This window comes from Streptomyces hiroshimensis (assembly GCF_014650335.1).
GTDB classification, from domain to species: domain Bacteria; phylum Actinomycetota; class Actinomycetes; order Streptomycetales; family Streptomycetaceae; genus Streptomyces; species Streptomyces hiroshimensis.
This window is the reverse complement of the sequence record NZ_BMUT01000009.1, coordinates 219,758-240,712: the sequence shown is the minus strand read 5'-3', so window position 1 is coordinate 240,712 and position 20,955 is coordinate 219,758. Positions and strand designations below refer to the sequence as shown.

The following is a 20,955-nucleotide window of genomic DNA, read 5'->3' as shown; positions in this document are numbered from 1 at the left end:
TGCTATGACCGCTTTTGCCGGATGAGTTGACCATGAAGGGTGGCAGAACCGTGTCGGCCCGAACCGTCCCCGAAGCCCCCCTCCACGAAGCCCCTGCTCAGCGCGACCAGCCGCCCGCGGGCGCCCTCGACCCCTCCGACCGCCCCGACGGCGCCGGGAGCCCCGGCCGCGACGCCGACGCGACCGCCGACACGGACACGGACACCGCCACGGACACCGCCACGGACACCGCCACGGACACCGGTACCGGCGCCGACACCGACACCGACGCCGACCCCGAGGCCGACCCCGGCCACCCCAGGAGCCGCGGCGCCGACGCCAGGGCCCTCACCCAGGTGCTCTTCAAGGAATTCGTCACCCTGGAGCCCGGCACCCCCGAGCACGCCCGCGTGCGGGCCGCACTCATCGAGGCGAACCTCCCCCTCGTCCGCTACGCCGCCGCCCGCTTCCGCAGCCGCAACGAACCCATGGAGGACGTGATCCAGGTCGGCACGATCGGCCTGATCAACGCCATCGACCGGTTCGACCCGGACCGCGGGGTGCAGTTCCCGACCTTCGCGATGCCGACCGTGGTCGGCGAGATCAAGCGCTACTTCCGCGACAACGTGCGCACCGTGCACGTCCCGCGCCGACTGCACGAGCTGTGGGTGCAGGTCAACGGCGCCAGCGAGGACCTCACCGTGCTGCACGGCCGCACGCCCACCACCGCCGAGATCGCCGAGCGGCTGCGGATCCCCGAGGACGAGGTGCTGGCCTGCATCGAGGCCGGCCGCTCGTACCACGCGACCTCCCTGGAGGCGGCCCAGGAGGGCGACGGCCTGCCCGGCCTGCTGGACCGGCTCGGCTACGAGGACCCGGCACTCGCCGGGGTCGAACACCGTGACCTCGTGCGCCACCTGCTCGTGCAACTGCCGGAGCGCGAGCAGCGCATTCTGCTGCTGCGCTATTACAGCAATCTGACGCAGTCCCAGATCAGCGCGGAGCTGGGCGTCTCCCAGATGCACGTATCGCGGCTGCTCTCGCGCAGCTTCGCCCGGCTGCGTTCCGCAAATCGGATCGAGGCCTAACCCTCACGAGTGACCCCCTCCTCATACGAGGCAGCAGATATGTCGACTTGACGCTACAGCGTGTTGCCGACATGTGACATTCTGCAGGAACTGCGTTTGCCACGGCGCGGCCTCCGGTATTCAGGTGGGGGCCGAACCCCTCGTGCGAGGGGCACGCTGTGACCCGTCCGCGACCTCAAGGGGGTGGCATGTCCGTAGACCTGGGCAGCGCGAAGGTGCTCGCCACCGACGCACCGCACGCCGTGCTCGACGACTGCGAATCCATCGACACCCGCACCCTCTCCCGCTCCCTCTTCATGCGACTGGCCGCCCTTGAGCGGGACAGCGCGGAGCGCGCCTACGTCCGCGACACCTTGATCGAGCTCAACCTCCCCCTCGTGCGCTACGCGGCCGCCCGTTTCCGCAGCCGCAACGAGCCCATGGAGGACATCGTCCAGGTCGGCACGATCGGCCTGATCAAGGCGATCGACCGCTTCGACTGCGAACGGGGCGTGGAGTTCCCCACCTTCGCGATGCCGACGGTCGTGGGCGAGATCAAGCGGTTCTTCCGGGATACGAGTTGGTCGGTGCGCGTGCCGCGCCGGCTGCAGGAGCTGCGCCTCGCCCTCACCAAGGCCAGCGACGAGCTCGCACAGAAGCTCGACCGCTCGCCCACCGTGCCCGAACTGGCCCTGTGCCTGGGCGTCTCGGAGGACGATGTCGTCGACGGCCTGGCCGTCGGCAATGCCTATACCGCGAGCTCCCTCGACTCCCCCTCCCCGGAGGACGACGGCGGCGAGGGCTCCCTGGCGGACCGGCTCGGCTATGAGGACAGCGCGCTGGAGGGCGTCGAGTACCGCGAGTCCCTCAAGCCCCTCCTGGCCAAACTGCCCCCGAGGGAACGGCAGATCATCATGCTGCGCTTCTTCGCCAATATGACGCAGTCACAGATCGGCGAGGAGGTCGGCATCTCCCAGATGCACGTATCCCGGCTCCTGACCAGGACGCTGTCACAGCTCCGCGAAGGCCTCATCGCGGACTAGGCGCACCGTCACGGGGGATCTCACGGGGGACCATCCACCACACGGCGAATCGCACGGGGGATCGCCGGACCTGCACCGTCCGTACCGCCCGACTCTGTACTCCTGACTAACCGTCAGCCACACTGGGCCGATGCGCCGGAAGACGATCGTCTCCGCATCCGCCTCAGCCGCGGCGGCCGCACTCGCCCTGGGAGCCGTTCTCACAGGTTGCGGCGGCACCGACCGCGACGCCTACGTCGCCTCCGAGGCGGCAGGCCCCGGCTCGTCCTCCCACCCGGTGGGCGGAGCCGTTCCGCCCGACAAGGGCGTCGAGTTCCACTCCTTGCCCGCAGCGCCGCCTTCCGGCCGCTCCCCGGGCCGTTCACCGGGCTCTCCGGCACCAGGTTCTCCCAGGCCGCCGACCTCTTCTTCACCGCAGTCGCGACAATCACCGCAGTCACCGCCGTCGCCGCCGTCGCCGTCCGGCAGAAGCGGCAGCCCGCAGGGCACCGGCTCCGGACGCGGCGCGGATTCCGGTACGGGCACCGGAAGTCCCCCGCGCACGGCGGGCCCCGCGGCCCCGGCGAAGCCACCGCGCCCCTCGCCGGCCTCACCGGGCTCGCCGCCCTCACGCCCCGGGCAGCCCTCACACACGCCCGAGCCGGCCCGGCTCACCGTCGGTGAGTCGCAGCGGTCCGCGGACGACGAGGACCGGCGCTGGTGCGAGAAGGTCACCGTGCCGCTCACCAACTCCGGTGGCAGCCCCGTCACCACGGGCACCGTCGCCTTCGGCACGCACGTGATCGACCTGCTCGGCATCGACTGGGCCACGCTCACCTCGTCGCAGCCGCTCCCGGTGCCGATCGGGGCGGGCGCGGCGGTCGAGGGGACGTGGACGGTGTGCGTCGATGCCTGGCGCGTGCCGTGGGGCATGCACGTCGAGACGCGCGACGTAAAGGTGGAGTGGGGCTAGCGCCGGCCCGGAGGCCGGCTCCCGGGCATCAGCCCAGCGCGAGCCACACCACGGCCGCGACGACCACGACGGCCGCGATCACTCCGGCGATCAGGCCGACGCGCGGACCGGACGACCGGGCGGGGGCCGGCGCCGCGGCCCGCCTGCCCGCGGGGCCGCCCTGGCCCTCGTCGACGAAGGCACGGAACATCTGGGTGCTGCCCGCCGGGTCGTAGCCCTCGGGGTTCTGCTGATGGGGGTTGGCCATGGGCCAGGACCTTAGCGAAGGAGGGAGGGGCGGTGCGCAGCGCCCCGCCTTGCCGAGGCACTCCGTCCGCTTCGCGCCCTACCTGCGGTTTTACGGGGACCTGTGGTTCCTTGGCGCTACCTTTACCCAGGGAAACCTCTTTTCGCTTGCCTGCAGCAACCAAATTCTGGTTACATCGTTGCCCTAAGCAACTGAAAGTGGGGAGGGCGGCGCATGGCCGAGCAGGAGCAGTACGCAGAGCTCGCCCGGCAGCTCAGCGCCGTCGCCGCCGTCCGGCGCGACCTCGCTCGCGTGCTCCCGGCGGACTGCTCGCCGGCTGCGGCCGTGGTGCTGACGGTGCTGCGGCAGTCCGGCGAGATGCGCATGGGCCGGCTCGCCGAACTCCTGCTGATCGACATGTCGGTGACCAGCCGCCACGTCGCGTACGCGGAGGCCCGGGGCTGGCTCGAACGGCACCCGGACCCCGCGGACCGGCGGTCCCGGCTGCTGCGCATCAGCCCCGACGGCGAAGCCCTGCTCCAGCAGGTCTCCGGGCGCTACACCCAGGCGCTCGCGACCTGCCTGCAGGACTGGTCCTCGGAGGACGTCGGCCGGCTGATCGAACTGCTGGGGCGGTTCCGCGACAGCTTCGACGGCTGCCGCACCCGTACGGCCCCGCAGCTGCAGCCGCAGACGTAGCCGGACCCCCGCCGCCACCGCACGCACAGCGCACCCAGCTCAGACAGCTTTCACAGCAGCCACAGCACACACACTCGCACCGCAAAGGAACTCAATGGCTTCGACCGCACCGGCCGGTGTGGGGGGCGGCCACGCCAAGCACGGCGGCCAGGACGCCGGCACCCCCATGACTCACCGGCAGATCATGGAGGCGCTGTCCGGGCTGCTGCTCGGCATGTTCGTCGCCATCCTGTCCTCGACGATCGTCTCCAACGCACTGCCCGAGATCATCTCCGATCTGCACGGCAGCCAGTCCTCCTACACCTGGGTCGTCACGGCCTCGCTCCTGGCGATGACCGCGTCCACCCCGCTGTGGGGCAAGCTCTCCGACCTCTTCAGCAAGAAGCTGCTGGTCCAGATAGCCCTGATCGTCTACGTCGCGGGCTCGGTCGTGGCCGGCCTCTCGCAGAACACCGGCATGCTCATCGCCTGCCGGGCCGTGCAGGGCATCGGCGTCGGCGGTCTGTCCGCCCTGGCGCAGATCATCATGGCGGCGATGATCTCCCCGCGCGAGCGCGGCCGTTACAGCGGCTACCTCGGTGCGACCTTCGCCGTCGCGACGGTCGGCGGCCCGCTGCTCGGCGGCGTCATCACCGACACCGACTGGCTCGGCTGGCGCTGGTGCTTCTACGTCGGTGTGCCGTTCGCCGTGATCGCGCTGATCGTGCTGCAGAAGACGCTGAAGCTGCCCGTGGTGAAGCGGGACGTGAAGGTCGACTGGCTGGGCGCGTTCTTCATCAGCGCCTCGGTGACGCTGCTGCTGGTGTGGGTGACGCTGGCGGGCAAGAACTACGACTGGATCTCGTGGCAGACGTACGCCATGGTCGGCGGCTCGATCGCGCTCGGTGCGATCTTCGTCTTCGTCGAGTCCAAGGCGTCCGAGCCGATCATTCCGCTGCGGCTGTTCCGCAACAAGACGATCACCCTCTCGTCGGCGGCGAGCCTCTTCGTCGGTGTCGCGATGTTCAGCGGCACGGTCTTCTTCTCGCAGTACTTCCAGCTGGCGCGCGGCAAGTCGCCGACGATGTCCGGCGTGATGACGATCCCGATGATCGGCGGCCTGTTCCTGTCGTCGACGATCTCCGGGCAGATCATCACCAAGACCGGCCGCTGGAAGGCGTGGCTGGTCAGCGGTGGCGTGCTGCTCACCGCGGGCCTCGGGCTGCTCGGCACGATGCGCTACGACACGCCGTACTGGCACCTGGCCGTCTACATGGCCCTCATCGGCCTCGGCATGGGCATGATGATGCAGAACCTGGTGCTCTGCACGCAGAACCAGGTCGCCCCCAAGGACCTCGGCGCCGCCAGCTCCGTCGTCACCTTCTTCCGCTCCCTCGGCGGCGCGGTGGGCGTCTCGGCGCTCGGCGCGGTGCTCGGGCACCGGGTCACGGACTACGTCAAGGACGGCATCGCCGCGCTCGGCCCGCAGGCCGCGGCGGCCGCGGCCAAGGGCGGCGGCTCCGGCGGCGGCATCCCCAAGCTGGATGCGATGCCCGCGCCGCTGCGGACGGTCGTCGAGAGCGCCTACGGGCACGGGGTGGGCGACGTGTTCCTCTACGCCGCGCCGTGCGCGCTGCTGGCCTTCGTCCTGACCCTGTTCATCAAGGAGGTCGCCCTGCAGGGGCGGTCGGGTGCGCAGGCGGCTGCCGCCGCGTCCCCCGTGGGACAGGACGCCGAACCCGCCCGGCAGGGCGGCTGACAGACCCCGTCGGCCGGGGCGCGGAATCGAGCGGAGACGCGCCCCCGGCGGACGGAAACCGGGACCTGAACGGCATGAGGGGACCCGGTGACGGGCCCCGGGTGGTGGCGCGCGCACAGGCAGGGGACGGCCTGCGCGCCACCGGCCGGGGCCTTCAGTCGTCTACGGGGCGGTCGTCTACGGGGCGGGTCAGCCGCCTACGGAGCGGTCGTTCCCGGGTTTCCGGGGTGGTTGCGCATGGCCTCGATGCCGGCGATCGCCGTGTCGAGGGCGACGCTGAAGTCGCGCTCGCGCATCTCCTGGATGCTGCCCGCCTCGGTCCAGCTTTCGGTGACCTCGGCGGCCGCCGGATAGGTCGCCGCCCAGTCGGAGCCGGCGGACACCACCTTCATGACGTTGAGGAAGTACTCCTCCTCGTCGACGCCCGCGTCGCGGCAACGCTCCTTGTACAGGCCCTCGATCGTGCAGAAGCCGTAGACGAAGTGGAAGAGGGCGGCGAGCGCGCCGGTCAGGCGGTCCTGGGGGACGCCGGAGCGGTTCATCACGGCGAGGGTGGCGTTGGAGAACGCCATCGAGCGGGGGCCGAGGTTGAGGTAACGGCCGAGGAGGCGGGGGGCCCACGGGTGGCCGGCGAGGCACCTGCGGTAGGCCTCGGCGAGGCTGCGGAGCTGGGCGCGCCAGTCGGCGCCCTCGTCCGACAGGTCCGGGAGGGCCACCTCGGCCCAGATCTCGTCGAGGACGTACTCGAGGAGGTCGTCCTTGTTGTCGACGTACCAGTAGACCGACATCGCGGTCACGCCCAGCTCGGCGGCGAGGCGCCGCATGGAGAACTTCTCGATGCCCTCGGCGTCGAGCAGGCGGATCGTGGCGGCGACGATGCGCTGCCGGTCGAGGCCCGTGCCCTGGTCGTCCACGCGCCGTGGGGCGGGGGCGGGCTTCCCGGCCATCCACACACTGGTCCGCGGGCCGCTCGCCGCGCCCTTACCGCCGCCCGCCATGTCCGTGCCGCCTCCCTGTCTCATGTCCCGTCCACCCCGAATGCTAGGCCCTGCCCCACGAGGCCCCCCGATTCCGGTACAACTCCGACGGCCCCGTCGCCCCCGCCGCGACGGCGAGCAGGACCCGCCCACCCGGCCGGCGGCGCCGACCCACCCCAAGGGGCCCGACGGGCCTCGCCCATCACCCCGCCGCGACGGCGAGCAACCACACCCCACCAGCCCGGCGGTGCCGGACCCACCTCAGGCCGGAACGGCACCGCCGAAACCCACCGCGGTGGCCAAGCACCACCGCGGCGGATTCCAGGACCCGGCCGCGCCCCCGGGCCCGATGGGCCGGGCCCATCGCCTCGCCGCGGCGGCGAGCAACCACACCCCACCAGCCCGGCGGTGCCGGACCCACCTCAGGCCGGAACGGCACCGCCGAAACCCACCGCGGTGGCCAAGCACCACCGCGGCGGATTCAAAGGCCCGGCCCCACCCCCGCGAGGGCCGCGCCCCGCTACCCGCCCCAAGGGGCCCGATGGGCCTCGCCCATCACCCCCGCCGGGGCAGGGAACCGTTACTGCGCCCGCTCCGCCCTGCGCAGCAGAAGCGCCGCGGTCAGGCCGCCCGCCAGGACCGCCGCCGCACCCACCAGCTGGCTGGTGTGCACACCCGTGGCGAACGCGTCGGCGATCGCCACGCGATCAGCGTCCGTGCGGGCCTCCGCCAGCGCCGCCGGCAGCGACCCCGCCCCTGCGGCCACCGCAGGGATCAGCGCCGCGAAGCGCGAGTTCAGCACCGCACCGAGCACCGCCACACCCAGCCCGTTGCCGCACTCCTGCAGCGTGCCGTTGAGCCCGGCCCCGACGCCCGCCTTCTCCGGCGGGATCGCGGACATGATCGCCGTGGCCATGGCCGGCATGGACAGCGCGATGCCGGTGCCCATGAGCACGAGCCCGAACAGCATCCCGCCGTACCCGTCCGCGCCGAGGACCGCGATCGCCGCGAGCCCCGCCGCCAGCAGCCCCATGCCGCCCGCGATCGAGACGGGCGTACCGACCTTCGGCAGGAGGCGCGCCCCGACGCCCGTCAGGTTGAGGACGATGATGACCAGCGCCAGCGGCGACATCCGCAGACCGGTCTGCAGCGGGTCGTACCCCAGCACGAGCTGCAGGTGCTGCGTGAGCAGGAAGAACGATCCGCCCATGCCGAAGGCGACCAGGATGGAGCCGGAGACGGCGCCCACGAACCGCCGGTTGCGGAAGAACTGCATGTCGAGCATCGGATACGGAGCCCGCCGCTCCCACACGGCGAACGCCGCCAGCACCACGACACCCACTCCGCCGGAGACGAGCACCTGCGCGGACGTCCATCCCTCCCCCGGCCCCGAGATGATCGCGAAGGTGACCCCGGTCATGCCGACCGTCGACAGCAGCGCACCGAGCAGGTCGGGCCGCTCACCGGCCGGGTTCTTGGACTCCGGCACCCACTTGAGGACGGCCAGCAGGCCGAGCACCGCCACCGGCAGGTTGATCAGGAAGATCGAGCCCCACCAGAAGTGGTTGAGGAGCGCCCCGCCGATCAGCGGCCCGGCGGCGAAGCCGAGCGAGCCGACCGCGCCCCACAGCCCGATCGCCTTGGCGCGCTCCTCCTCGTCGAAGACCTGGACGACCACGGCGAGCGTGGTGGTCATCAGCAGCGCCCCGCCTATGCCCATGCCGGCGCGGGCGGCGATCAGCTGGCCGGTGGTCTCCGACAGGCCCGCCCCCAGCGAGCCGATGCCGAAGAGGGCGAGCCCGGCGGCGAGCAGCTTCTTGCGCCCGTAGCGGTCGGCGGCGCTGCCCGCGGTGAGCAGCAGACCGGCCTGGACCAGCGAATAGGCGTTGATCATCCACTGGATGTCGGACGTGGCCGCGCCCATCTCCTCCGTGAGGGAGGGGATGGCGACGGTGAGCACGGTGTTGTCGAGCAGGACGGTGAGCTGGGCGAGGCAGATCACGCCGAGCACCAGCCAGCGCGTGGGATTGCGCTTCGGCAGCTCCTCCGCGGCGCTTGGTGATTCCTTGGTCGGCGCAGTCATGCGAGATCCCCCTTGTACGGTGTACGACCCGTTGTCGTCGTACACCGTACAAGAGCTCCTCTACGCCGTACAAGAGGGTTTTCCGCGAGGGCTTCTACGAGCCCTCCACCGGCCGCGTCAGGTCGTAGAGCGTCGCCCCGCCGACGGTGACCTTCGTGAAGTGCGCCGCCACCCACGAGGCGATCCCGGCCGAGGCGGACTCCGTGCCTCCGCGCCCGCCGCCGCGCATCTCCCCGCCTGCCGAAGCGATGAAGTAGTGCACCTTCCCCTCCTTCGCGTACGCCTCGAACCGCCGCAGCGTCGGCGACGGATCGCTCCCGTTGAAGCCGCCGATCGCCATCACCGGCACCTGGGTGGCGAGCTGGTAGCCCGCCGCGTTCTGCGAACCGACCGCGGCCGCCGCCCACCGGTACTCCGACGCGTCCTTCTTCACCGCGGCCGCAGCGGCGGCGCTCACGCGCTGACCGCCGAGCAGCCCGCCCATGCCACCGCCTGCAGGGCGCTCACCGCGCGGCGCCTTCCCCGGGAACCCGGCAGGTCCACCAGGCCCACCAGGCCCAACAGGTCCACCAGGACCACCAGGCCCGCGCCCACCCGGCGCACCCCACGGCCCCCGGCCCCCGGCCGCACCCGCACCCGCACCCGCACCCGCACCGCCGAACCGCTCGTCCCGCCCCGCCATCCGCATGCCGCCACCGCCGCCGAAGCGCCCCGCGCCCTTCACCGCCGGCCCCGCCGTCACGATCGACCCGCCGTGCGGCGTCCGCACCGTGTTCAGCGTGTACGCCAGGGGCGCCGCGAGCGCGCTCGCCACGGACAGCACCACGGCGACCCGTGCGACAGGACCGCGCTTCGCGCCCAGCAGCGCACACCCCGCCGCGACCCCGCCCAGCAGCACCGCCCACTTCAGCCACGGCAGCCACTGCGGCGTACGGTCCAGAAGGACGTACGCCCAGCCGGCCGTCCCCGCCACGACCGCCGCCAGCGGGACGAAGGCCCGGCGCTCCCACAGCAGTACGGCCCCCATGCCGGTCAGTGCCGCCACGTACGGAGCCAGCGCGATGTTGTAGTACTGGTGGAAGATCCCGGACATGAAGCTGAAGACCGCGAAGGTCATCAGCAGCGCCCCGCCCCACGCCAGGAACGCCGCCCGGCGGATGTCCGTCCGGCCTGCGCGCCGGGTCAGGAACAGTCCGGCCAGCAGCAGCGCGAACGCGGCGGGGAGCAGCCAGGCGATCTGACCGCCCATGTCCGTCCCGAACAGCCGCAGGATGCCGGTCTCGCCCCAGCGCCCGCCGCCACCGGGCCCGCCGCCTCCGCCCACGCTCCCGGTCTCGTTGCCGTTGAGGCGGCCGAGTCCGTTGTAGCCGAAGGTGAGTTCGAGGAAGCTGTTGTGCTGCGAGCCGCCGATGTACGGGCGCGAGTCCGCGGGCCACAGCTCGACCACGGCCACCCACCAGCCGCCGGAGACGACGGTCACCAGCCCCGCGAGCAGCAGCTGCCCCGCACGCCGCAGCGGCCGCACCGGCGCGCACACCGCGTACAGCAGGGCGAGCGGCGGCAGGATGAGCCACGCCTGCAGCGTCTTGGTGAGGAAGCCCAGGCCGAAGCAGAGCCCCGCCAGGAGCAGCCACGCCGTCCGCCCGCCCTCCAGCGCCCGCAGGACGCACGCCACGGCGCACACCATCAGCAGGCACAGCAGCGCGTCGGGGTTGTCGAAGCGGAACATCAGCGCGGCGACGGGCGTCAGCGCGAACGCCGCCCCCGCGAGCAGCCCGGCCGCCTCCCCGAAGTGCCGCCGCACGCACGCGTACAGCACCCCCACCGCGGCCACGCCCATCAGCGCCTCGGGCACGAGGATCGCCCACGAGCCGAGCCCGAAGAGCCGTACGGACAGGCCCATCGGCCACAGCGCGGCCGGCGGCTTGTCGACGGTGATCGCCCCGGCGGCGTCGGACGCGCCGAAGAAGAACGCCTTCCAGCTCGCGCCGCCCGCCTGCGCGGCGGCGGCGTAGAACTGGTTGGCGTAACCGGACGCGCTCAGGTCCCAGAGGTAGAGCGCACCGGTGACGGCGAGCAGCGCGGCGAGCCGCAGCTTCGCGGCCTTCGTCATCGTGGTCATCGATCCCTCTCCGTTCCGGCGTCCGCGGATCCCGCCGGGAACACCCACGCCCTCAGCAACAAGAACCGCAGCACCGTCGCCGCGAGGTTGGCCGTGACGAGGACGGCCAGCTCGGCACCGTGGGACGGGCCGTGGGACGGGGAGCCGCCCGCCGCGTGCAGCGCGGCGAGCGAACCGCTGGTCAGGACGAGGCCGACGGCGAAGACCACCAGGCCCTGCGCCTGGTGGCGGACCGCGCGCTCGCGCCCCCGCACGCCGAAGGTCAGCCGGCGGTTGGCCGCGGTGTTGGCGAGGGCCGACAGCAGCAGCGCGAGCGCGTTCGCGGCCTGCGCGCCGGTGGCCGTGCGCAGCAGCGAGTACAGCGCCAGGTAGAAGCCCGTGCTGAGGACGCCCACCGCGCAGAAGCCCAGCAGCTGCCGGGCCAGTCCGCGCGGGACGCCGGGCACCGCCCGGTCGCGCGGATCGTCGCCGAAGGGGCGGCGCAGCCGGTCCAGCGGCAGCGCCCCGGTGGCCAGGGCGCGCCCCACGCGCCATACGCCGCGCAGGTCGTCGGCCGCCGTGCGGACGATCCGCACGGAGCTGTCCGGGTCGTCGACCCAGTCCACCGGCACCTCGTGGATCCGCAGGCCCGCCCGCTCGGCCAGCACCAGCAGCTCGGTGTCGAAGAACCACCCCGTGTCCTCGACGAGCGGCAGCAGCCGCTCGGCGACGTCCTTGCGGATCGCCTTGAACCCGCACTGCGCATCGGAGAACCGCGCCGCGAGCCCCGTCCGCAGCACGATGTTGTAGGCGCGGGAGATGAACTCCCGCCGCGGCCCGCGCACCACGCGCGCACCACCCGCGAGCCGGGTCCCTATGGCCAGGTCGGAGTGGCCGGAGATCAGCGGGGCGACGAGCGGCAGCACGGCGTTGAGGTCCGTGGACAGGTCGACGTCCATATAGGCGAGCACGGGCGCCTCGGACAGCGACCAGACGGTGTGCAGCGCCCGCCCGCGCCCCTTCTCCTCCAGCCGGACGGCGGTCACCTCGTCGAAGGCGTCGTCCAGGGCGGCGGAGACCTCGGGCGTGCGGTCGGTGCTCGCGTTGTCCGCGACGGTGATCCGGAATCCGTACGGGAGCGTGGCCATGAGGTGCGCGTGCAGCCGGCGCACGCACGCCTCCAGGTCGTCCTCCTCGTTGTGGACGGGGATCACGACGTCGAGCACGGGGCCGTGACCGCGCAGCGGGAGGGCCCTGCGGGCGGGCAGCGGCCCGGTGTCGGGAGGAGCGTGCCGGGCCGGAGCGGGGGTCGTCTCGGTCATGGCCCGACCCTGTCGGCGGGGCCTGTCGCGAGAGTGTGCACAGCCTGTGCCGGACCTGTGAGTCGGGGGCGCTCAGCCCCGACGGTGCTCCGCGGGCACCCCCGACGACGCTTCCCGGCGGCGCCGAACCGGCAGCTCCACCGTAAAGACGGTCCGCCCAGCCGTACTCGACACCGCCACCCTCCCCCCATGCGCCGCCACAACCGCCCGCACGATCGCAAGCCCCAGTCCCGAACCCCCCGAGCCCTCCGAACCCCCCGTGCCGGTTCGCGTCCGCGACGCGTCCCCCCGCGCAAACCGCTCGAAGACATGCGGCAGCAACTCCGCCGGAATGCCGGGCCCGTCGTCCTCCACCTCCACCGTGACGCACCCACCGCCGGAGGCGCCCCGTAGGCGAACGGTCACCGTCGTCCCCGCGGGCGTATGCGTCCGCGCGTTGGCCAGCAGGTTGACGAGCACCTGATGCAGACGGGCCGCGTCACCCCGTACAGCCACCGGTTCGGCCGGCAGGTCGAGGCGCCACACATGGCCCGGCCCGGCCGCCCGCGCGTCGCTCACGGCGTCGACCACGAGCGGAGAGAGGTCGAGGTCCGCGAACGCCTGCGGGCGGCCGGTGTCCAGGCGGGCGAGGAGCAGCAGGTCCTCGACGAGCCCGGTCATCCGGTGCGCCTCGGACTCGATGCGGCCGAGCGCGTGCCGGGTGACCGGCCCGATCTCCTCGCGGCCTCCCCTGGCGCCACCGGCACTCCCACCGGCACTCCCACCGAGGCCCGCCCGGCGCGTGAGTTCGGCGTAGCCGCGGATGGAGGCGAGCGGCGTCCGCAGCTCGTGGCTCGCGTCGGCGACGAACTGCCGGACGCGCGTCTCGCTCTCCTGACGCGCCGTCAGGGCCGAACTCACGTGCCCCAGCATACGGTTGAGCGCCGCACCCACCTGGCCGACCTCGGTGCGCGGATCGGCCTCCGCCTCGGGCACGCGCTCGTGCAGGGCCACTTCCCCGCGGTCCAAGGGAAGTTCGGACACACGCGTGGCCGTCGCCGCGACCCGCCGCAGCGGCCCCAGCGCAATCCGCACCGTCGCCGCAGCCGCGATCCCGGCGGCGACAAGCCCGGCCGCGGTGACGCACACCTCCACCACGACAAGGGCGTTGAGGGTCTCCTGAACACTCGTGGCCGGGATGCCGACCAGATACGTCGTCCCGTCGGGGGCGGTCGCGGACTGGGCGCGGTACTGCCCCCGCCCGGGCAGCCCGACGTCGTGCGGCCGGCCGTCGCGGGGAAGCCCCGCGAGGGCCTCGCTCTGGGCGGCGGTCAGCGGCTCGCGCACAAGCTCGTCGCCCCGCCACCCGTGCGCGGGAGTGCTCACGGCCGAGTCGGCGACCCGGCCGTCGGGCCCGGTGAGCGCGCCGACGGTGCCGATGGGCTGGCCGCCGCCCTGCACGAAGCCCAGCGGGCCGCCCCGGCGGACCGGGGCCGGGGCCGGGGCCACCGGCGGGTGGGGCGCCGCGGCCCGCCGCGCCACTTCGCCGAGCTGCGTATCGAGCTGCCCGTACAGATAGCTGCGCAGCACGATGGCCGTGACCGTGCCGATCACCGCGCAGACGACGGCGACCAGGACGACGGTGGAGACCACGAGCCGGGTACGCAGGGGGCGCGGCCGGGCGAGGAAGCCGCGCAGGCCCCGCACATCCCGCGGATCCCGCAGCCGGCTCACGCCGTCGTGGCCGGCGCGGCCGGCGCACCCGGCTTGATGAGGTAGCCGACGCCGCGCCGCGTGTGGATCATCGGCGGGCGCCCCGCGTCGATCTTCCGCCGCAGATAGGAGATGTAGAGCTCCACGACGTTGGCCTGACCGCCGAAGTCGTACGACCAGACCCGGTCGAGGATCTGCGGCTTGCTGAGCACGCGCCGCGGATTGCGCATGAGGAAGCGCAGCAGCTCGAACTCGGTCGCGGTGAGGTGGATGTCCGTGCCGCCGCGGGAGACCTCGTGGCTGTCCTCGTCCAGGACGAGGTCGCCCACGGTGAGGACGGAGTCGGGGCGCGGCGCGACGGCGCGGGCCCGGCGCAGCAGCCCGCGCAGCCGGGCGACGACCTCCTCCAGGCTGAAGGGCTTGGTGACGTAGTCGTCGCCGCCGGCGGTGAGGCCGGCGATGCGGTCCTCGACGGAGTCCTTGGCGGTGAGGAAGAGCACCGGCACCTCGGCGCGTTCGCGGCGCAGCCGCTCCAGCACGGTCAGACCGTCCATGTCGGGCAGCATCACGTCCAGGACGACGGCGTCCGGCCGGAAGTCCCGCGCGACGCGCACGGCCTCGGCGCCGGCGGCCGCGGTCCGCACGTCCCAGCCCTCGTAGCGCAGGGCGAGGCGGAGCAGCTCGGCCAGGGAGGCCTCGTCGTCCACGACGAGGACGCGGACGGGGCCGCCGTCATCGCGCAGGAGAGGGGAGGGTGCGGGTGCGGGGCTGGTGGAGGGGTCGGCCGTCATGGGCAAGAGGCTGCGGGCGGCGCGTGAGAGGCATCTTTCGGCTCTCTGTGATTCTCCTGAGAATCACGCGCCGATCGGCCACTCCCGATCCGACACTCCCGAGCGGGCACTCCCGAGCGGGACGAAGTGCTCCGGATACGCCGCAGGCCCGGTACCTGAGGTACCGGGCCTGCGATCTTAGTAGCGGGGACAGGATTTGAACCTGCGACCTCTGGGTTATGAGCCCAGCGAGCTACCGAGCTGCTCCACCCCGCGACGGTCGAGTGAACAGTACCACCTAAGTGGTGACCATACTCTCGGCTGTGCGCTCGGCAGGATTCGAACCTGCAACCTCTTGATCCGTAGTCAAGTGCTCTATCCGTTAAGCTACGAGCGCTCGGCTTCCCGGCGTTTTCTTGCCGGTCGGCGTTGCGTGGACAACATTACATGAACTCCGCCGCCACGCGAAATCCATTCCCCGCACCAGCCCTGACCTGCGAAAACGCCCTCTGGAGCGGCTCCGGCGACCCCTGCGGACAAGATCGCCCACAGCATCGGCCGACAGGCCCGACGCGCAGACCCCGGCAACGCGAAAGCCCCGGCCGTCTCAAGGACGACCGGGGCTTCCGGTTACTGCGGAGGCGGAGGGATTTGAACCCTCGATGGGATTTAAGTCCCAAACCGCATTAGCAGTGCGGCGCCATAGACCGGACTAGGCGACGCCTCCAGCCCACCCACGCATGCGCGAGTGGTGCGATGCAGATGATGGCACAACCTCGCGGCCGCTCACCAATCGCACCCCTACGGTACCGGGCTTTCACCGGGCGGGGCAAAGACGTTTTCCCGAGCGCAACGCGTTGCCTCCCGGCGCGTTAGTCGGGTGAAGGGATCGGCCCGGCCCTGCGCGCCCCCGGTCCGCCTCGCCCGCCCTCGGACCCTGGAGTCCCGCATGCTGCTCCGCCGCCTCGCCCTCGCCGCCGCCGCGCTGGCCCCGGTGACCCTGCTCACCCTCCCGTCCGCCTCGGCCGCCGGGCTCCCCATGCCGCCCGCCAACCCCGAGAGCAACGACCACCTCACGGTGACCGTCAGCGACACCGGGAAGTTCACCGCGGGCCTCACCGGCGTCCGGACCTACGAGCTCTACTGCCACCCGGCCGGAGGAACGCACCCGCGTGTCAGAGAGGCGTGCGGCCAGATCGACGGCCAGACGACCTGGGGAAAGGACCCGTTCGCCCCCGTCCCCAAGGACTCGGTGTGCACGATGATCTACGGCGGCCCGCAGCGCGCCAAGGTCACCGGCCGGTGGGCCGGCCGCCCCGTGAAGGCCGTGTTCACGCGGAAGAACGGGTGCGAGATCGACCGCTGGGACCGCTTCGCCAGCCTGCTCGGCACGCCGGCGAGCACCCACCATGTCCACCACAAGGGCTGACACAGAAGACATGTCGGGCCTGCGGCAGGACGCCCCACGGCGCCCGTCCGGCGCGCCTCGCCGCACGCCTCGTCCGCCGCCGCGCCCGCCCCGGCAGCCCGTAGACTGCGCTCCAGTGACACGCCACGGCGCGGCGGACCGCCCGCCCGGTGGGGTCGGCAAGGTGCGGTAACCAGGGAGGAAGCGTCGTCGTGAGCAGCAGGCCATCCCGAGGCGCTGCTCGCCTCGCAGCCATACTCGACGCCCTCCCCGACGCCCTGTTGCTCGTCAACTGCAACGGCACGGTCGTCAACGCCAACCACATAGCTCTGGAGACCTTCGAGGTTCCCGGCACGGGGCTCGTCGGGCGCGGACTGCTCTCCCTGCTGCCCGACTTCGACTCCCGGCGCATCCCGGGCTCCATGCGCCTGCCCGACAGCGACGACGGCCGCACCAAGCCCACCCGCATGATCGCCCGGCGCACGGACGGTTCGGAGTTCCCCGTCGAGGTGACGAGCGCGAACCTCGAGGACGGCCGCACCCCGTACGCCGACCACCAGCCCTACACGGGCGACGAGCTGCTGATGCTCGTCGTCCGCGATCTGACCGGCACGCTCGACACCGAGGCCGAACTCGCCCGCCAGCAGCGGCAGACCGAGATGATCCTGCGCGCCGCCGCGGAGGGCGTCGTCGGCGTGGACATCGCGGGCAAGGTCGTGCTGGTCAACCCCTCCGCCGCGCAGATCCTCGGCTACCGCGCCAGCGATCTCGGCGGCCGGGAGCTGCACCCGCTGATCCACCACTCGCGGCCGGACGGCACGCCGTTCCCGTACGAGGAGTCCCCGATCGCCGACACGCTGCGCTCGGGGCGCAAGCACCGGGTGCGGGGGCAGGCGCTGTGGGCCAAGGACGGCCGGGCGGTCCCGGTCGACCTCACCACGGCGCCCGTGCGCGACGGCGACCAGCTCGTCGGCGCGGTGATGACCTTCACCGACCGCCGGGCGTACGACGCCCTCGCCGCGCGCCACGCGCAGCTGCAGGCCGTCCTGAAGGAGTCCCTGCGCGGCCCGCTGGAGCAACTGCGCGCCGAGCTCGGCACCCTGGCCGCCGATCCGGCGGGCCAGCTGTGGCCCGAGGCCAACCAGATCCTGCACCACCTGTCCGCCGGGTACGCCCGGATGACCACGCTTGTCGACAATGTCCTCGCCTATCAGCAGCTGGACGCCGGCGACGCCAAGCTGGAGCGCGAGACGGTCGCGCTCGACGAGGTCGTGGCCGCCGGCGTGGACGGCGCGGTCGAGCTGATCGGGCCCGGCCGGGCCCAGTTCGCGGTGCACGCGCCGGCGATCGAGGCCGAGGTCGACCCGGAGCGGTTCGCGCAGGCGCTGGCGCACCTGATCGCGGACGTCGCGGGCGTCGACGCCACGGGCAACGTGCCCGCGGGCGGCGCGCCGGCCGGCGACTCCACGATCGTCGTGGCGGCGGCACAGCGCGGCGAGGTCGTACGGATCGAGGTCCGCGGCCCCTACGCGGGCGGCGACCCCGTCCACGGGCCCCTCGTGCGCGGCATCGTGCGGGCGCACGGCGGGGTGCTGCAGACCCATGACGTGCCGGGCGCGTCGGGCGGCAGCGCGTACGTCCTGGAGGTGCCGGTCTCCGCGAAGGGCGGGCCGGTGAGCCCCGCCGCCACGGAGCGGCGGTCCGCCACGGACACGATGACGGACACGATGAACGCCACCACCGTCATGCCGGTGCCGTCCCAGCGGGCGCGCGGCACGGCGGAGACTCCTCCCGCCTCCGGTGCCGCTGCCGCCTCCGGTGCCGCCGACTCTTCCGCCGCGCCGGGCAGCGGGCGGCGGGCGCGCCGGGGTGCGGACGGCGACACGACCGGTGACGGCATCGCGCTTCAGGCACCGCCCGCGCAGAACGACGACACGCCGCCCACCGGGCGGCGGCGCGCCAAGCCGCGCACGGACGAGGAGCCGTCGGCGCCTGCGGCGGGGGCCGAGGGTGACGGCGCCCCCGCGGGCCGGGCCAACCGGCACGGGCGGGGCGGGCCTGACGACGCCTCCGCCACGGGTCCGGGCTCGGGCCCGGGGCCTGTGCCCGGGGCGGCCGGTGACGGCGGCGACGCGAGCGGCCTCGTACCACCGCAGGGCTCGCCGGCCGGGCCGACGGGCCGGCGCGCGCGCAGGGACCAGCCGCAGCAGGCCGAGGCGCCGCGCACGGCGTTCGCCCTGCCGCCGGCCGAGGCCGACCGTACGCCCGAGTCCGCCGCCGCGGCCGCACCCACCGGGCGCCGGGCCCGCCGGGCCCTCGCGGAGTCCCCCGAGCGCCCGATCCCCGGCCAGACCACCGCGGAGCCCTCCGTCCCGCGCACGGCCTTCGCCCTTCCCCCGGCCGACGCCGACCGCTCCCCCGAGCCTGCTCCGCCCGGCCTGCCGGGCGCCCCGCGCAAGCCGGCCGACGACGAGGGCGCCGGTGCCGGTGCGCCGCATCCGGCGGAGAGGGGAACCGCGGGCCGCTTCACGGGCCAGGGCGGTGCCGCACCGACTGACGCGGATGCGCAGGCCGGGCGCGGCGGTACGTCGTCCTTCCTGGGGCCGAACGGCCCGGCACCCGCGGAGGCGGGAGACGCTCCGGCACCGTTCCCGGGCCAGGGCCGCCCGGCACCGGCGGGTACGGGGTTCCCCGGCCAGGCCGGCCCCGCGCCTGCCGGTACGGACAGCCCTGGACGGGGCGGCACGTCGTCCTTCCTGGGCCCGAACGGCCCCGCCCCTGCGGAAGCGGGAGGCGCTGCGGCGCCGTTCCCCGGCCGGGCCGGCGCGATTCCCGCCGGCCGCCCGGCCGCGGAGACGGGAGGCGCCCCGGCGCCGTTCCCGGGCCCCGGCGGTCCTGCACCCGCACCCGCCCACCCGGACGCCGCCGGACGAGGCGGCACGTCGTCCTTCCTCGGACCGAACGGCCCCGCCCCTGCGGAAGCGGGAAGCGCTCCGGCGCCCTTCCCCGGCCGCCCTGGCGGCCCCGGCGGCCCCGCGCCTGCCGGAACGGATGCCCCCGGACGGGGCGGCACGTCGTCCTTCCTCGGGCCGAACGGCCCCGCGCCCGCGGAAGCGGGAAGCGCTCCGGCACCGTTCCCGGGTCGCCCCGGCGGCCCCGCGCCTGCCGGAACGGATGCCCCCGGGCAGGGCGGCACGTCCTCCTTCCTCGGACCGAACGGCCCCACGCCCGCGGAAGCGGGAAGCGCTCCGGCACCGTTCCCGGGTCGCCCCGGCGGCCCCGCGCCTGCCGGAACGGATGCCCCCGGGCAGGGCGGCACGTCCTCCTTCCTCGGACCGAACGGCCCCACGCCCGCGGAAGCGGGAAGCGCCCCGGCGCCGTTCCCGAGCCGGAGCGGGCCCGCGCCCGCCGGTGCGGTTCCGGGCAGCGGTGCGGGCCCCCAGGCCCGCCCGGGCGCCGCCGGCGGCGTCCCGACGCCGCCGGCCGGACCCGACGCCGCGAACGGCCAGGCCGGGCCGAGCGGACCCGTCCCCTCCCACGGGGGGCACGGCCGCCCCGGACCGAACAGCGGCGGCGCGGCCCCGGCAGCCCCGTACGCCGGTGGCCCCACGCCGGACGGCGCCCCCGCGTCGTACGGCGCCACGGGTGCGCGCGAGACCGACCCCTCCCGCGCGGGCGGCCCCGCCACCGGCGCGGACCAGCCCGCCGCAGGCGCCCCCGCGCCGACGGGCCGCCGCCGAGCGCGGCGGGCCCTGGCAGAGGAGCCCGGCGCCGCCGCAGCCGCCGCGGCCCCCGGCAACGACACCTCGGGGCGCCCGATCAGCGTGCGCGCCCTGGGCCAGGCCCAGCCGTTCGCCCAGCAGCCCGGCCAGGAGCCGGCGCCGGGCGGTTCGGGCCGCCGCCGGCGACTCGGCAACCCGGCCGAGGGCGAGCGCGAGCCGCAGGCACAGGGACAGCAGGGGCAGGCGCAGGGACAGGGACAGGGGCAAGGACAGGCACCGGCGCAGCCGGCCCCGCAGTCGGCCCCGCAGCCGCCGCTGCTCGGCGCCCCGGAAGGGCGTGCCTTCGCCATAGGAGCTCCGGACGAGGGTTCGGAGGGGCCCGAGCCCCTCGACGGCCCCAACGGTGCGGTGGAAGTCATGAACGCCCCGCGCCCGCCGATGGACGACGAGCTGCCCCCCGAGCCGCTGGACAACCCGCGCCGGCTCCTCGTATGGCCCGCCCCGGACCCGTCCACGGAGGCGGCGCTGACCGAGCGCGGCTACCGGCCGGTGATCGTGCACTCGCGCGAGGAGGTCGACGCGCAGACGGCGGCGTACCCGGCGGCGCTGTTCGTGGACCCGCTGACGGGGCCGATCACGCGCACGGCGCTGCAGTCGCTGCGCGAGGCGGCCGTCGCGGCCGGGGTCCCGGTGCTGGTGACGGCCGGGCTGGGGCAGGCGACGCGCGAGGCGGCCTACGGGGCGGACCCGGCGGTGCTGCTGAAGGCGCTGGCGCCGCGCGACAGCGAGATGCACCCGCCACGCGTGCTGCTGATCGAGGAGCACGAGCCGATCGCGGAGGCCCTGAAGGCGACGCTGGAGCGGCGCGGCATGCAGGTGGGGCGTGCGGCGACGGACGCCGAGGCGGTGGCGCTGGCGACGCAGATGCGCCCGAACCTGGTGGTGATGGACCTGATGCAGGTGCGCCGCCGCCGCGCGGGCATCGTCGACTGGCTGCGCGGCAACGGCCTGCTCAAGCGCACGCCGATGGTCGTCTACACCTCGGCCGGGATCGACCCGGCGCAGCTGACGGGGCTGGCCGCCGGGGAGACGGTGCTGTTCCTGGCGGAGCGGTCGACGAGCGCGGAGGTGCAGGGCCGGATCGTGGACCTGCTGTCGAAGGTGGGCACGGACTGA

14 protein-coding genes and 3 tRNA genes are annotated in these 20,955 nt (G+C 73.9%); 7 read left to right on the top strand and 10 right to left on the bottom strand.

Annotated features, from left to right (window positions below):
- Positions 1–50 precede the first annotated feature (50 nt).
- From IE241_RS21435 to IE241_RS34260, 3 genes are all read left to right on the top strand, one after another.
- A complete protein-coding gene (locus IE241_RS21435) occupies positions 51–1,067 on the top strand; it encodes an RNA polymerase sigma factor SigF (protein ID WP_229899585.1) in 1,017 nt (338 codons plus the stop codon).
- Between the two features lie 188 nt (positions 1,068–1,255).
- Positions 1,256–2,089, top strand: a complete 834-nt coding sequence (locus IE241_RS21430) for an RNA polymerase sigma factor SigF (protein ID WP_190023409.1) — start codon at positions 1,256–1,258, stop codon at positions 2,087–2,089.
- Positions 2,090–2,804: 715 nt separating this feature from the next.
- Complete coding sequence (locus tag IE241_RS34260; RefSeq protein WP_229899583.1) at positions 2,805–3,041, top strand: hypothetical protein; 237 nt, start codon at positions 2,805–2,807, stop codon at positions 3,039–3,041.
- A 28-nt stretch (positions 3,042–3,069) separates the two neighbouring features.
- Here the strand turns inward: IE241_RS34260 and IE241_RS21420 are convergent, their stop codons facing one another.
- Positions 3,070–3,288: a hypothetical protein gene (locus IE241_RS21420; RefSeq protein ID WP_190023407.1), complete on the bottom strand. Its 219-nt coding sequence runs from the start codon at positions 3,286–3,288 to the stop codon at positions 3,070–3,072.
- A gap of 213 nt (positions 3,289–3,501) precedes the next feature.
- On the opposite strand from IE241_RS21420, the gene IE241_RS21415 reads away from it, so the two are divergent.
- Together IE241_RS21415 and IE241_RS21410 are read left to right on the top strand one after the other, a co-directional pair.
- The gene (locus tag IE241_RS21415) at positions 3,502–3,966 is read left to right on the top strand and encodes a MarR family winged helix-turn-helix transcriptional regulator (protein ID WP_190023406.1); all 465 of its coding nucleotides are present in this window, start codon (positions 3,502–3,504) and stop codon (positions 3,964–3,966) included.
- 166 nt (positions 3,967–4,132) lie between these two features.
- On the top strand, positions 4,133–5,704 hold the full coding sequence (locus tag IE241_RS21410; protein ID WP_506004937.1) for an MDR family MFS transporter: 1,572 nt from the start codon (positions 4,133–4,135) through the stop codon (positions 5,702–5,704).
- Between the two features lie 197 nt (positions 5,705–5,901).
- Here the strand turns inward: IE241_RS21410 and IE241_RS21405 are convergent, their stop codons facing one another.
- The 9 genes from IE241_RS21405 to IE241_RS21365 form a co-directional block, all read right to left on the bottom strand.
- Positions 5,902–6,726 carry a TetR/AcrR family transcriptional regulator gene (locus IE241_RS21405; RefSeq protein WP_229899581.1) on the bottom strand — a complete coding sequence of 275 codons (825 nt, stop codon included), beginning with the start codon at positions 6,724–6,726 and terminating at the stop codon, positions 5,902–5,904.
- Positions 6,727–7,261: 535 nt separating this feature from the next.
- Positions 7,262–8,764 carry an MFS transporter gene (locus IE241_RS21400; RefSeq protein WP_190023404.1) on the bottom strand — a complete coding sequence of 501 codons (1,503 nt, stop codon included), beginning with the start codon at positions 8,762–8,764 and terminating at the stop codon, positions 7,262–7,264.
- Between the two features lie 94 nt (positions 8,765–8,858).
- Positions 8,859–10,886 carry an ArnT family glycosyltransferase gene (locus IE241_RS21395; protein ID WP_190023403.1) on the bottom strand — a complete coding sequence of 676 codons (2,028 nt, stop codon included), beginning with the start codon at positions 10,884–10,886 and terminating at the stop codon, positions 8,859–8,861.
- Positions 10,883–12,187 (bottom strand): bifunctional glycosyltransferase family 2/GtrA family protein, encoded by a 1,305-nt coding sequence (locus IE241_RS21390; protein WP_190023402.1) that lies wholly within the window; start codon positions 12,185–12,187, stop codon positions 10,883–10,885. Before IE241_RS21390 ends, IE241_RS21395 begins: the two co-directional genes overlap by 4 nt.
- A 72-nt stretch (positions 12,188–12,259) precedes the next feature.
- Complete coding sequence (locus IE241_RS21385) at positions 12,260–13,891, bottom strand: sensor histidine kinase (protein WP_308433733.1); 1,632 nt, start codon at positions 13,889–13,891, stop codon at positions 12,260–12,262.
- A 5-nt stretch (positions 13,892–13,896) separates the two neighbouring features.
- On the bottom strand, positions 13,897–14,670 hold the full coding sequence (locus IE241_RS21380; protein ID WP_190023401.1) for a response regulator transcription factor: 774 nt from the start codon (positions 14,668–14,670) through the stop codon (positions 13,897–13,899).
- 181 nt (positions 14,671–14,851) lie between these two features.
- Positions 14,852–14,925: transfer RNA gene (locus IE241_RS21375), tRNA-Met, on the bottom strand.
- A 48-nt stretch (positions 14,926–14,973) separates the two neighbouring features.
- A tRNA-Arg gene (locus tag IE241_RS21370) sits at positions 14,974–15,046 on the bottom strand.
- A 239-nt stretch (positions 15,047–15,285) separates the two neighbouring features.
- Positions 15,286–15,376, bottom strand: a tRNA-Ser gene (locus IE241_RS21365).
- A gap of 222 nt (positions 15,377–15,598) precedes the next feature.
- On the opposite strand from IE241_RS21365, the gene IE241_RS21360 reads away from it, so the two are divergent.
- Both IE241_RS21360 and IE241_RS21355 read left to right on the top strand, forming a co-directional pair.
- Positions 15,599–16,078: an SSI family serine proteinase inhibitor gene (locus IE241_RS21360; RefSeq protein ID WP_190023400.1), complete on the top strand. Its 480-nt coding sequence runs from the start codon at positions 15,599–15,601 to the stop codon at positions 16,076–16,078.
- 191 nt (positions 16,079–16,269) lie between these two features.
- Positions 16,270–20,955 (top strand): PAS domain-containing protein, encoded by a 4,686-nt coding sequence (locus tag IE241_RS21355; RefSeq protein WP_190023399.1) that lies wholly within the window; start codon positions 16,270–16,272, stop codon positions 20,953–20,955.

Bases quoted from the DNA above. Each gene is read 5' to 3' on its own strand.
- IE241_RS21430 (WP_190023409.1), top strand. From the start codon at position 1,256: ATGTCCGTAGACCTGGGCAGCGCGAAGGTGCTCGCCACCGACGCACCG.
- IE241_RS21420 (WP_190023407.1), bottom strand. From the start codon at position 3,288: ATGGCCAACCCCCATCAGCAGAACCCCGAGGGCTACGACCCGGCGGGC.
- IE241_RS21415 (WP_190023406.1), top strand. From the start codon at position 3,502: ATGGCCGAGCAGGAGCAGTACGCAGAGCTCGCCCGGCAGCTCAGCGCC.
- IE241_RS21410 (WP_506004937.1), top strand. From the start codon at position 4,133: ATGACTCACCGGCAGATCATGGAGGCGCTGTCCGGGCTGCTGCTCGGC.
- IE241_RS21405 (WP_229899581.1), bottom strand. From the start codon at position 6,726: ATGAGACAGGGAGGCGGCACGGACATGGCGGGCGGCGGTAAGGGCGCG.
- IE241_RS21400 (WP_190023404.1), bottom strand. From the start codon at position 8,764: ATGACTGCGCCGACCAAGGAATCACCAAGCGCCGCGGAGGAGCTGCCG.
- IE241_RS21395 (WP_190023403.1), bottom strand. From the start codon at position 10,886: ATGACCACGATGACGAAGGCCGCGAAGCTGCGGCTCGCCGCGCTGCTC.
- IE241_RS21390 (WP_190023402.1), bottom strand. From the start codon at position 12,187: ATGACCGAGACGACCCCCGCTCCGGCCCGGCACGCTCCTCCCGACACC.
- IE241_RS21380 (WP_190023401.1), bottom strand. From the start codon at position 14,670: ATGACGGCCGACCCCTCCACCAGCCCCGCACCCGCACCCTCCCCTCTC.
- IE241_RS21360 (WP_190023400.1), top strand. From the start codon at position 15,599: ATGCTGCTCCGCCGCCTCGCCCTCGCCGCCGCCGCGCTGGCCCCGGTG.